The following is an 11,947-nucleotide window of genomic DNA, read 5'->3' as shown; positions in this document are numbered from 1 at the left end:
CCGGTCATGGACTGCGCCATGCCCGATCAAGATACACAACGCCTGGACCAGTTGCTGGTCAGCCTCGGCCTTTTCGCCAGCCGCTCCCGTGCACGGGATGCGGTGCAACGCGGTACCGTGAAAATCGACGGCAAGGTGGTGACGAAAGCCGGTGCGCTATTCGCCGATGATGCCGTCATCGAGATCGATGACCCGGCGCAGGACTATGTCTCGCGCGCGGCCCTGAAGCTTGCCGCGGCACTCGACCACTTCAAGCTCGATCCTTCGGGGCACCGTTGTCTCGATGTCGGCGCGTCGACGGGTGGCTTTACCGAGGTCCTGCTGCAGAACGGCGCAACAGATGTCACGGCGATCGATGTCGGCCACGGGCAGATGCATCCGCGTATCTCCGGCGATCCTCGCGTGACCAACATCGAGGGCCTGAATGCACGCAATCTGACGGAAGAGGACATCGGACACCCGATCACCTTCATTGTGTCAGACGTCTCCTTCATCTCGCTGAAGCTGGCGCTCGCGCCGGCGCTTGATCTTGCCGGGACGGGAGCGGTTGCCGTTCTCCTCGTCAAGCCGCAGTTCGAAGCCGGCCGCGACGCGATCGGCAAGGGCGGCCTTCTCAAGGATCCGTCGTCCGCGCCCGATGTCGCGGCTGAACTGGAGCGCTGGTTCGTCGAGGACATGGGCTGGACGAGCCTCGGCCTCATCCCCTCCCCGATCGCTGGCGGCGACGGAAACCAGGAATATCTACTCGCAGGAACGAAACCTTGAGCACGCAAACAGTTACGATTGAAAAGCTCGGCGCCCAAGGCGACGGCATCGTGCACGCGGATGGCGGCCCGGTCTATGTGCCATTCACCCTGCCGGGCGAGACCGTCGCCATCGCGCGGGTCAAGAGCCAGGGCACGCTGATCTCGATCACCACGCCATCCCCGGAACGCCAGGATCCTCTCTGCCGGCATTTCGGACCGGATGGCGTCAACGGCACCTGCGGCGGCTGCAGCCTGCAGCACATGAACGATGCGGCCTACCGCAGCTTCAAGCGCCAGCTGGTCGTCGATGCGTTGAAATCGAAGGGGCTGGCGCCTGAGGTCGGTGACCTCATTGCCGCTCATCCAGGCGAACGGCGGCGCGTTGTGTTTGCCGCACGGCGGACAGAGAAGGACATGCTCATCGGCTTCAATCAGGCCGAGAGCCACCACATCGTCGCCATCGAGGAATGTCCCATCTCGTCGGCGGGCATCATGGCCAGGCTGCCGGCGATCAAGGCAATTGGGGCGGCACTTGCCAATAGCGCCGAGGCATTCCGCATCACCGTATTGGAGACCCTGTCGGGCCTCGATCTTGCCGCCGACGGCATCAGGAAACTCTCCGACCAGCAGCGTCGCAAGGCGATCGAGACCGTGCTTTCCATGCGCGGCATCGCCCGCGTTTCGCTGAATGGCGAAATCCTCGTCGAGCCGACGAAGCCGGTTGTCGATTTCGGCGGCGTCAACGTCGTGCCGCCGCCCGCCAGCTTCACGCAGGCGACCAAGCCGGCGGAAGAAGCGATGGCCGAGCTGGTTATCGCGCATGTCGGCAAGGCGAAACGGATCGCTGATCTCTTTGCGGGCGCCGGCACGTTTTCGCTCCGCCTTGCCCGTGTCGGCCGCGTGCATGCAGTCGAAAGCGAGGACAAGCCACTGGCGGCACTCGATCATGCCGCCCGCAACACGCAGGGCCTGAAGCCCGTCAGCGTCGAAAGGCGAGACCTTTTCCGTCGACCGCTGATGACATCCGAACTGAAGGCGTACGACGCGGTGGTGTTCGACCCGCCGCGCGCCGGCGCCGAGTTCCAGTGCAAGGAATTGGCGCGCTCGGCGGTCAAGAAAGTGGTCGCTGTCAGCTGCAATCCGCTGACGCTTGCCCGCGACCTCGCCTTGCTCGTCGAAGGCGGCTATCGCATCACCAGCGTGACGCCGATCGACCAGTTCCTGTGGACGCCGCATGTCGAGGTCGTGGCGACGCTGGAGAAGTAAGCGCAACAAAAAACGCCCGCGACCAGCGGGCGTTCTCGACTGTACCGTATCCGCCTCGATCAGGCGGCGTAACGGCCTGATGATCCCGTACCGTAGGATGCAGCCTGCAGATTGAACTGGCTGAGAAGCTGCATCAGCTTGGCGGCTTCCTGCGCCAGTCCGTGACTTGCTGCCGTCTGCTCCTCGACCATCGCAGCATTCTGCTGCGTGCCCTGATCCATCGTGTTGACGGCGGTGTTGATCTCGGCGAGCCCGGTCGACTGCTCGCGGGTTGCTGTCACGATCGCATCGACGTGGCGGCTGATCTCCTGCACCTGACCGACGATCGCCTCCAACGCCTTGCCGGTGTCGCCGACCAGGGTGACGCCGGAGCGGACCTGGCTGTTCGAGGCGGTGATCAGGCTTTCGATCTCCTTTGCGGCCTGGGCCGAGCGTTGCGCCAATTCACGGACTTCCTGAGCGACGACGGCAAAGCCCTTGCCGGCCTCGCCAGCGCGGGCGGCCTCGACGCCGGCGTTCAGCGCCAGCAGGTTGGTCTGGAAGGCGATGTCATCGATCACGCCGATGATGTTTGCGATCTTCTGCGAAGACTGCTCGATCTCCGTCATTGCCGAAACGGCCTTGCGAACGATGTTGCCGGATTCCTCGGCGCCGTTGCGGGTGCGGCTGACCAGCGTACCGGCTTCCTCGGCGCGACGCGCGGTGTCCTTGACCGTGGTGGTGATCTCTTCCAGCGCTGCTGCCGTCTCCTCGATAGAGGCGGCCTGCTGCTCGGTGCGGCGGGCGAGCCCATCGGCCGCGGTGCGGATTTCTCCGGCGCCCGCGTCGATCGCGTGCGCGTTATCGCCGACTTCCTGCAGGACGGCGCGCAGTTTGGCGACGGAGGCGTTGAAGTCGCTCCGCAGTCGATCGAGGTGATCCGCAAACGGCGTCTCGATCGTTCGCGTCAGATCACCTTCCGAGAGAGCGCCCAATGCATCCGCAAGAGCTGCGACGGCCTGCTGGATCTCGGCGGCTTCGCGGGCCTTCGAGGCTTCGTTGCGCGAGCGCTCCTGCTGCGCCTGTTCGCGGTTGTGCTCGGCATTGCGCTCGAGATCGAGACGCGCGAAGGAGTTGTCGCGGAAGACGGCGACGGCCGCGGCCATGTCGCCGATCTCATCCTTGCGACCCGCGTAGGGGACGGCAGCGTCGAGCTCGCCATCGGCGAGACGGGCCATGCGAACGGCGATCGTCGAGATCGGCTGCGAGATACGCTTCCATGCAAGGAAGGCGGCGGCGACGGCGACGGCCAGGGCGACGGCCAGGCCGCCGACGATCGACAGGATGCCTGCACTGTAGTTGCCTGATGCGGCTAAGAGCGCCGCATCGGTCGACTGCCGGTCCTTGGCCAGCATTCCATCGACGAGGGTCTGGATGTTGTTGGCAGACATCGAAAGTTCGCCGCGATAGATGCTGTTTGCCAGGCTGCGCTTGTTGTCGAGCGCGAGCGCAATGATCTTGTCGGCAAGTGCTGCGTCGTTGGCGAGCGCCTTCTGCAGACGGCCAAAGTTCTGGCTCATGTAGTCGCTCTTCGGCTGCTTGTCGAAGGCTTCGATTGCGGTGTTGAGACGCTGGCGACGGGTCTTGAGTGTCGTCTCAGCGTTGCGGAAGTCCGTCTTGCCTGTCGCGAGTAGATAGTCGGCATAGCTGCGGCGAACGTCGTTCAGCGTCGTGACGATCGCATAGAGCCGCTCGGTGTTCGGAATGTTCTGCGCGCCGATCTGCCGAGTGTTGGCTTCGAGATTGGTCAGCGAGAAGGCCGCGATCGCACCTTGCACCAGCGCAATGACAACGAGAGACAGAAAGAGAAGCGGAAGGAGCGTTTTGATCTTCAGTTTGGACATGCGGCTATCTCATGCGACGGAGGACATGGCACGGCCGATCGCATGGATCGCCGGTGCGCTTTCGTCCCGATGGTTGTTGCGGAGGGTATCCGGACGATGTCCGGCCTGCGTCATGCATTGCATGTCACTAAAGACGAACATCCGTAAAATTTGATTAAAAGTATTATTTTTTAAGCAACTGGAGATCGGTGCGTCACAAACGAAAACGCCCGCGACGAGCGCGGGCGTTTCCGTGATGCTGTTCGATGCCGATCAGGCGGCGTGACGGCTGTACGCCATGCCTTGAGACGCAGTCTGCAGATTGAACTGGCTGAGAAGCTGCATCAGCTTTGCCGCCTCCTGCGCCAGTCCGTGACTTGCCGCCGTCTGCTCCTCGACCATGGCGGCGTTCTGCTGCGTGCCCTGGTCCATGGTATTGACGGCCGTGTTGATCTCGGCCAGCCCGGTCGACTGCTCGCGGGTTGCAGTCACGATCGCATCGACGTGGCGACTGATCTCCTGAACCTGACCGACGATCGCTTCCAACGCCTTGCCGGTGTCGCCGACGAGGGTGACGCCCGAGCGAACCTGCGAGTTCGAGGCGGTGATCAGGCTCTCGATTTCCTTCGCAGCCTGCGCCGAGCGCTGTGCCAGCTCGCGCACTTCCTGAGCAACAACGGCAAAGCCCTTGCCAGCTTCGCCGGCGCGTGCCGCCTCGACGCCGGCGTTGAGCGCCAGCAGGTTGGTCTGGAAAGCGATATCGTCGATGACGCCGATGATGTTGGCGATCTTCTGCGACGACTGTTCGATTTCGGTCATTGCCGACACGGCCTTGCGGACGATGTTGCCGGACTCTTCGGCGCCGTTGCGGGTGCGCGAGACGAGATTGCCGGCTTCCTCGGCGCGACGCGCCGTGTCCTTGACGGTCGTGGTGATCTCCTCGAGCGCCGCGGCCGTTTCCTCGACCGAGGCTGCCTGCTGCTCGGTACGGCGGGCAAGACCATCCGCTGCGATGCGGATCTCGCTTGCGCCGGCGTCGATGGCATGAGCGTTGTTGCCGACCGCATGCAGGGCACCGTGGAGCTTGGTGACGGCGCTGTTGAAGTCAGTGCGAAGACGGTCGAGATGCGACGCGAACGGCGTGTCGATGCGATGGCCGAGATTGCCTTCCGACAATGCCCCCAGAGCGCTTGCAAGCGCATCGACGGCGTGACGGATTTCGGTGGCCTCGCGGTTCTTCTGCTGCTCGCGGTCCAGACGCTCACGCTCGGTGAGGGCGCGGCCGGTTTCCGCCTCCCCTTCGAGACGTTCGCGGTCGGTCGCGTTGTTCTTGAAGACCGCAACAGCTTCGGCCATCGAGCCGATCTGGTCGCGGCGCTGCTCGCCCGGAATCGTAACCGACAGGTCGCCTGCGGCAAGCTTCTGCATCGCGGCGGTCATGTCGGTGACTGGCCGGATCACCAGGCCGTGCAGCAACCAGGCCATCGCTGCGATCATCAGACCGACGGCAAGGATAGTGGCAACGGTTGCGGCAATGCGGAACTCGTTCAGCGAGGCGAAGGCAGCGTCGCTGTCGACAACGAAGCCGAGATACCATTCGACCGACGGAAGACCGGCAACGGGCATGAAGCTGACGAGCACGTCCTTGCCGGCGAACTGGGTCGGGACAAGACCCGACTTGATCGCCGGGGTCTCGGCCGGGAACGCGTCGGCGAGCGTTTTCGTCACCAGCTTCGCATCCGGATGAATCAGGATCTGCCCGCTCTTGTTGACAAGGAAGGCGGTGCCTTTGCCGCCAAGGTCGATCTCCTTGATCATGTCGACCATGGTCTTCAGCGAGAAGTCGCTGCCGACGACGCCGGCCAGCTTGCCACCGCGGCTGACGGGAACTGCCGAGCTGATGATGAGATCGCCGCTCGAGGCATCCACGTAGGGTTCGGTCATGACGCTGGCGTTGGCTTTGACTGCATCCTGATACCAGGGGCGCTTGCGCGGATCATAGCCGTCCGGCATCGGCAGCTTCGGCCACATGGTGAAGACGCCCTGCTCGTCACCGAAATAGGTACTGACGAACTGGCTGGTCAGAACATCGTTCTGGAGCACGGTTTCGACGCCCTCCTGATCGGCGGCGCGACCGATGGCGTTGGCCACCATGGCGGTCAGCGTCACGCGGCCGTTCATCCAGTTGGCCAGGCTGTGCGCAGCCTGCTCGCCCGAAGAGTTGATATTGGCTTCGATTGCCGCCGTCGCGGTGCTTTGCTCGACGGAATTGATGTAATAGGAAAAGGCGGCAAACGCCACGAGGACAACGGCAGACGCGGCAACGAGGATGCGCGTCATCAGATTCGTCTTCTTTTTCAAGGATTTTCCTTTCGTGAGCGGTCCGCGCCGTGTTTGACGAACGCGGGCTGCTCGATGCGCAGGCTATGGGCAAAGCTGAACAAAGCGCCTCATGCGCCCGGACGACCGCGACATCGGCGCGCCGTCAAGCCCCTAATATTAGAGGGGCATTTAAAACTGACTTAAAATTCTACGGAATTCGAATTTTTCCCCGTCAACGCCGCATGAAGGCTTCGAAGGCCGCCCTCGCTTCGGCGCTGTGCAGGCGTTCGAAGAAGTGGCGTGCCTCATCGTCGATGCGGGCGATGATTTCCTCCAGGTCGCCGCGGATCAGGTCGCGGGCGATCTTCAGTGCCTCGGGCGGCTTGGCTGCAAGCTTTGCAGCGGTCGCCAGCGTCGTGGTTTCGACTTCATCGGTCGCGCAGAGCCTCCAGACGAGTCCGGCTTCCCGCGCTTCCTCGCCGGAGAAGCCTTCGCCGAGAGCCAGAAGCGCAAAGGCACGCTGCTGTCCCATGATGCGCGGCGCAAGCAGGCCGGACGCTGCTTCCGGGACAAGAGCGAGATCGACGAACGGCGTGCGAAATTGGCTGCGCGCAGAGGCGACGGTCAGGTCGCAATGCATGTGCATCGTCGTGCCGATCCCGATCGCCAGGCCGTCCACGCCGGAGACGATCGGCTTTTCCGAGCGGACCATGGCATAGAGAAACTCGACGATCTCCCGCGGCATGGCCCCACCCATTGCAGCAGCCAGGAAATCACCGAGATCGTTGCCGGCGGAGAAGCAGCCTTCGGTGCCAAGGAAGACCGTCGCGCGAATTCCTGTGTCGCCATTGGCTGCGCTCAGCGCATCCGCCATCTTTCGATACATCGCCCGGGTGATGGCATTCTTCTTTTCCGGCCGGTTGAAACGGATGATCTGGATGCCGGGATGCCCCGCATCCTGCTCGACGATGACGTGCTCTGTCATGATGGTTCCTCAGGCAAGAATGATTTTGGCGGCTGCGAGACTTGCGGCGCCGTTGGTGACGCAGTCCTTCAGCGCCGTAACTTCCGAAAGAAGATTTTCCGCAGCAAAGCGGCAGAGCGCGATCCGCCGCTCGGCGCCACCATCCTGCGCCGGTGCGAGCCCGCCCTTGGCAAGGTAGCAGCCGGTCAGGACGAGGCCGAAGAGACGCTGATAGGGTGTCGCGCCGGCTAACGCCTCAGTCGTCTTGCCATCGCCAACCTTCGCCAACAGCCAGTCCGTCGCTTCGCCGAGGTCGGTTATCGCTGCATCGAGCTGGTTTGCCGTCGCGCCGAAGCCCTCGAGATTGGAATGGCGGACCTGATCGGCAATCTCGTTCAGTTCGGCGATGAAACCGCGGACCTGATCGCCGTTGGAGAGTGTCAGTTTCCGGGTGACCAGATCGATTGCCTGAATGCCGTTGGTGCCCTCATAGATCGGCGCGATGCGGGCATCGCGCAGGTAACGCGCAGCGCCCGTTTCCTCGATGAAGCCCATGCCGCCGTGCACCTGAATGCCGAGCGAGGCAACGTCGACGCCGACATCGGTCGAGAAGGACTTGGCGATCGGGGTCAGCAGCGCAGCGCGCTCCTGCCAGTGCGGCCTTCCGTCGGAGGCGCGATGCGACATGTCGATGGCGTGGGCACAGGCGTAGGAAATCGCCCGGGCGCCCTGGGTCAGCGCCTTCATCGTCAGCAGCATGCGGACGACATCGGGATGCTCGATGATCGGGCTCATGCCACCACCGGTCCACCCGGGTGCCTTGCCCTGGGTACGCTCCTTGGCGTAGCCGATCGCCTTCTGCGTCGCTGCCTCGGCAACGGCAACGCCCTGCATGCCGACGGCAAGGCGGGCGTTGTTCATCATCGTGAACATGCAGGCGAGGCCCTTATTCTCCTCGCCGACCAGCCAGCCGATCGCGCCCTTCTCGGAGCCGAACTTGCCATCGCCATAGATCATCGTGCAGGTCGGCGAGCCGTGGATGCCGAGCTTGTGTTCCAAAGAGTGCACGAAGAGATCGTTGCGGGCGCCAAGCGATCCGTCCGGTTTGACAAGGAACTTCGGCACCAGGAACAGTGAGATACCGCGCGTCCCTGCTGGTGCATCCGGCAGGCGGGCTAGGACCAGATGAACGATGTTGTCGGCCGCATCGTGCTCGCCCCAGGTGATGAAGATCTTCTGGCCGAAGATGCGGTAGGTACCATCGTCCCGGCGCTCGGCACGGGTCTTGAGCACGCCGAGATCGGAGCCGGCGTGCGGCTCCGTCAGGTTCATCGTGCCGGTCCATTCACCGGAGACAAGCTTTGCGAGATAGGTATTCTTGAGTTCGTCGGAACCATGGCTGTTGATAGCCTCGATTGCCCCCATGGTCAGCGTCGGGCAGAGCGCGAAGGCCATGGAGCCGGAGTTCCACATCTCCAGCGCCGCGACGTTCAGCATGTGCGGCAGCGCCTGCCCGCCAAACTCTTCAGGTGCCGTCAGTCCGTTCCAGCCGCCGGCGCTCCAGTTCCGATAGAGATCGCGCCAGCCATCCGGCGTCACGACCTTTCCATCCACCAGCCGCGACCCCTGGCGGTCGCCTATCTCCGCGAGCGGGGCCACTTCATCTGTGGCAAATCGTCCCGCTTCATGAAGGATCGCATCGACGAGATCCTCTCCAAGATCGCCGAGCAAACCCGCGTCGAGCGCGTTCCCCAATCCGGCAACGTGCTTCAGCGTGAACGCAATCTCATCGACAGGCGCTTTGTACATTCTTGACCTCCTCGCATTGCAGGCCCTCGAGCCGCAAAGCCCTCCGGCACCTCCATCGGCAGAGCTAATTGATTTTTACGTAAACGTCAATTTTAAACTTCCGGCAACAATCCGGCGGGGAGTATGGTATCGGCAGTATTGCGCACTTGCACAAACAGCCGTCATAGAGAATCTCTAAGGACACATACCGCCATCGCAAGAGGACCGGCGCACCAATGGATACTTTGCCCGTCACCATCCCGGGACTCGTGTGGGCCTACCGCTTTCCGACGGACGGCGGCAAGGCAATGCGGCTCGCAAACAGCGCGCCGCAGACCGAACTGACGAACGGCGGCGGCTTCTACTGGCTGCATCTCAACCTGGCCGACGCCAGGGTTCCCGGTCTGCTCGATACGATCGAGAGCTTAAGCGACGATGCCAAGGCAGCGTTGGTCACGCGCGATACGCATGCGGCCATTACCGTGGACGAACAAATGCTCTACGGCACCCTCGTCGACTGCCAACGTGAGTTCGATCGCGAAACAGCCGATCTCGGTTGGCTGCATTTTGCGATCTCCGACTGCTTCATCATCACGACCCGGCTGCAGCCGCTGCGCAGCATCGAGCGCGTTCGCGTCATGGTCGAGAAGAACCCCAAGAAGTTCGAACGGCCTGTCGATCTGTTTGAAACCCTGGTGATCGAGTTCCAGCGTACGTTGATCTCGATCGTGATGGAGATGACCGAGGAGCTCAATGCCATCGAGGATTTCGTCTATGACGCAGCGCCGCGCGACGAACGCTTGCGGCTCGCGCCCGTCCGTCGCACGGTCGTTCGGTTACACCGGCACCTGAGAACGGTGCTCGCCCTGATGCGCCGCGCCGCCGCTTCGCATGACGACGAAATGCCGTTTGGCTTCGATGATGTTGCCGGACGGTTGACGAGCCGCCTCGAAACGGTCGACCACGACATCTATGCCCTGCAAGACCGCGCCCGCCTGCTGCATGAAGAAATCGACTCGAAACTGTCGTCCGAGACGAACCGTCACCTCTACATTCTATCGATCATGACAGCCTTCCTGCTGCCGCCGACGTTGGTGACGGGTTTCTTTGGCATGAACACCACCAACCTGCCTTTTGCCGAAGGGAGCGGCGGCACCGAATATGCAGTGGCGCTGATCATCGCCTCGATCGTGCTGGCATGGTGGCTGCTGAAGCGCGTCCGCATTCTCTGAACGCAAAAAGCCCGGCATCGCTGCCGGGCTTTTGAGTTGTATCCAGCTTCACTCAATACGGAGAAACGCACTGCTGGCGCGGGCCGTTGTATGGCTGGAAGGTATTGTCGTAGACACGATAAGAGCGATAGCGCGCTTCGCACCAGGCGACATGGCTCGAAGCGAGTGGAGCGGCGGGCGGAGGCGCCACATAGGTCGGCTGCGAGGCGATCGCGCCACCGATTACAGCGCCGGCGCCGAAGGCCGCCAGCGGGAACCAATAGCCGTTGTAGTAACGGTAGCCGTTTCGGTAGTAGGGATACCCACGGTAGCCACCGTACCAGCCAGGCCGATAGGCTGGGCGATAAGCTGGGCGGTACCCCGGATAGTAGCCAGGGCGGTAGCCGGGATAGTAGCCCGGACGGTATCCGGGGCGATAGCCGGGGCGGCAGTACGGGCCTCGGCAATACTGGACGTCCTGAATGTCACCGGACTTTTCAACCTGCGGCAAGGCTGGCATCTGCATCGCCTGCAAGGGTGCATAGCCACTTACCAGCGTGACAAGGGAAATAACGGCAATCGCTATCTTCTTAGAAAATCCAGTCATGGAATCTCCATTTCCAGGTTGGAATACGCGCGCACGATAACGCGAAGGCTATGAAAACGTTCCAATGACCGGTTTTCATGACGTTGGCGCGACTTTCCGTTCTTAAGCGATCCCGGATTAACCGGGCATTAACCGCCTTTCATCACGCTCACTCCATGAGGCAATCCTGGAGAAATCTTCTGCTTCGCTTGGTGGTTCCAGCGCTTACCGCGGGGGCACCGACGCAGGCCGCCTCTGCCGACACGCTTCCCTGGAAGAACACCAACAACGCGCTCGTTGTCGACGCGTATGAATTAAACGCGATCGACTGGAATTCTCTGCTCTCCGACAAGCGCATCGCCGCCTTCATCTCGAAGGCCTCCGACGGACTTCCGGAGAGCTTCTCCTGCACCGGCGACCATGCCGGGGATACCGTGGCCCATTGCAGGACCATGTGGCGCAAATATGCGGTGAGCCGCGAACTCTTCCAGACGCGGCGGCTTGTGGCGCGGGCGGCGGGCCTTCTCTGGGGCTCCTATCACCTTGCGCGACCGGGAAATCCCGTCGACCAGGCCAACCATTTCCTTGAATACGCCGATCCCAAGGACGACGAGATGATGATTCTCGACCTCGAGGGGATCGATCCTCAGAAATTCATGTCGTTGGAGGACGCGCAGATATTCGCCGGTCATATCAGGGCGCGAACCGGACGCTACCCGGTTCTCTATACCAACCACAACACTGCCCGTTACATCGCAGCCTACCGCAACGACTATCCCGTGCTGGCGCGGCTGCCGATCTGGTATGCGCGATACAAGCCCGATGTGAAGGGTGTGTTCCCGATGGGCAACTGGGACAACTATCTGATGTGGCAGTTCTCATCCGGTACGAACTGCAGCAAGCGCCGCTGTCCGTATCGCGTACCGGGCACGCTGACCGACATCGATGTCAACGTCGCGCCGATGAGCCGGGCGGAACTCGCAAAAATATGGGCGCGCGGCAACCTTCTGCCGGCGCGCGAACCCGACCCGCCGCTCATTCTCGCCAAGATCGAGATGGAACCGCGCGCAAGGCCGGCGATGGACATCGCAGCTCTTGCCCCGGATCCCATCGTCAGCTCTTCGATACCACAGAGCCAAGTGGTCCGAGCTCGTCGCGACTTCTGAGGCGCGCGCTCAAAAAAAAGACCCCGTCTCACAGGG

9 protein-coding genes are annotated in these 11,947 nt (G+C 62.4%); 4 read left to right on the top strand and 5 right to left on the bottom strand.

Features of this window, described 5'->3' with window-relative positions; translation table 11 throughout:
* The first annotated feature begins 18 nt into the window (after positions 1-18).
* Positions 19-765: a TlyA family RNA methyltransferase gene (locus FHX16_RS04630; protein ID WP_259126652.1), complete on the top strand. Its 747-nt coding sequence runs from the start codon at positions 19-21 to the stop codon at positions 763-765.
* Positions 762-2,012 carry a class I SAM-dependent RNA methyltransferase gene (locus FHX16_RS04625; RefSeq protein ID WP_259126649.1) on the top strand — a complete coding sequence of 417 codons (1,251 nt, stop codon included), beginning with the start codon at positions 762-764 and terminating at the stop codon, positions 2,010-2,012. Before FHX16_RS04630 ends, FHX16_RS04625 begins: the two co-directional genes overlap by 4 nt.
* Positions 2,013-2,071: 59 nt before the next feature.
* Here FHX16_RS04625 and FHX16_RS04620 read toward each other — a convergent pair whose 3' ends face one another.
* The 4 genes from FHX16_RS04620 to FHX16_RS04605 all read right to left on the bottom strand — a co-directional run bounded on the left by FHX16_RS04620 (position 2,072) and on the right by FHX16_RS04605 (position 8,969).
* Positions 2,072-3,895 (bottom strand): HAMP domain-containing methyl-accepting chemotaxis protein, encoded by a 1,824-nt coding sequence (locus FHX16_RS04620; RefSeq protein WP_183859936.1) that lies wholly within the window; start codon positions 3,893-3,895, stop codon positions 2,072-2,074.
* Positions 3,896-4,147: 252 nt separating this feature from the next.
* Positions 4,148-6,235, bottom strand: a complete 2,088-nt coding sequence (locus FHX16_RS04615; RefSeq protein WP_183859938.1) for a methyl-accepting chemotaxis protein — start codon at positions 6,233-6,235, stop codon at positions 4,148-4,150.
* 193 nt (positions 6,236-6,428) lie between these two features.
* A complete protein-coding gene (locus tag FHX16_RS04610; RefSeq protein ID WP_259126646.1) occupies positions 6,429-7,181 on the bottom strand; it encodes a crotonase/enoyl-CoA hydratase family protein in 753 nt (250 codons plus the stop codon).
* Between the two features lie 9 nt (positions 7,182-7,190).
* On the bottom strand, positions 7,191-8,969 hold the full coding sequence (locus tag FHX16_RS04605; protein ID WP_259126645.1) for an acyl-CoA dehydrogenase: 1,779 nt from the start codon (positions 8,967-8,969) through the stop codon (positions 7,191-7,193).
* A gap of 215 nt (positions 8,970-9,184) precedes the next feature.
* On the opposite strand from FHX16_RS04605, the gene FHX16_RS04600 reads away from it, so the two are divergent.
* Positions 9,185-10,180, top strand: a complete 996-nt coding sequence (locus tag FHX16_RS04600) for a transporter (RefSeq protein ID WP_183752309.1) — start codon at positions 9,185-9,187, stop codon at positions 10,178-10,180.
* Positions 10,181-10,232: 52 nt separating this feature from the next.
* Here the strand turns inward: FHX16_RS04600 and FHX16_RS04595 are convergent, their stop codons facing one another.
* Positions 10,233-10,766 carry a BA14K family protein gene (locus FHX16_RS04595; RefSeq protein ID WP_259126643.1) on the bottom strand — a complete coding sequence of 178 codons (534 nt, stop codon included), beginning with the start codon at positions 10,764-10,766 and terminating at the stop codon, positions 10,233-10,235.
* A gap of 155 nt (positions 10,767-10,921) precedes the next feature.
* On the opposite strand from FHX16_RS04595, the gene FHX16_RS04590 reads away from it, so the two are divergent.
* Positions 10,922-11,911 carry a glycoside hydrolase family 25 protein gene (locus FHX16_RS04590; RefSeq protein WP_259126642.1) on the top strand — a complete coding sequence of 330 codons (990 nt, stop codon included), beginning with the start codon at positions 10,922-10,924 and terminating at the stop codon, positions 11,909-11,911.
* Positions 11,912-11,947: the final 36 nt, after the last annotated feature.

This window comes from Rhizobium sp. BK661 (assembly GCF_024808825.1).
GTDB lineage: Bacteria > Pseudomonadota > Alphaproteobacteria > Rhizobiales > Rhizobiaceae > Rhizobium.
This window is presented reverse-complemented; position numbering and strand designations above follow the sequence as displayed.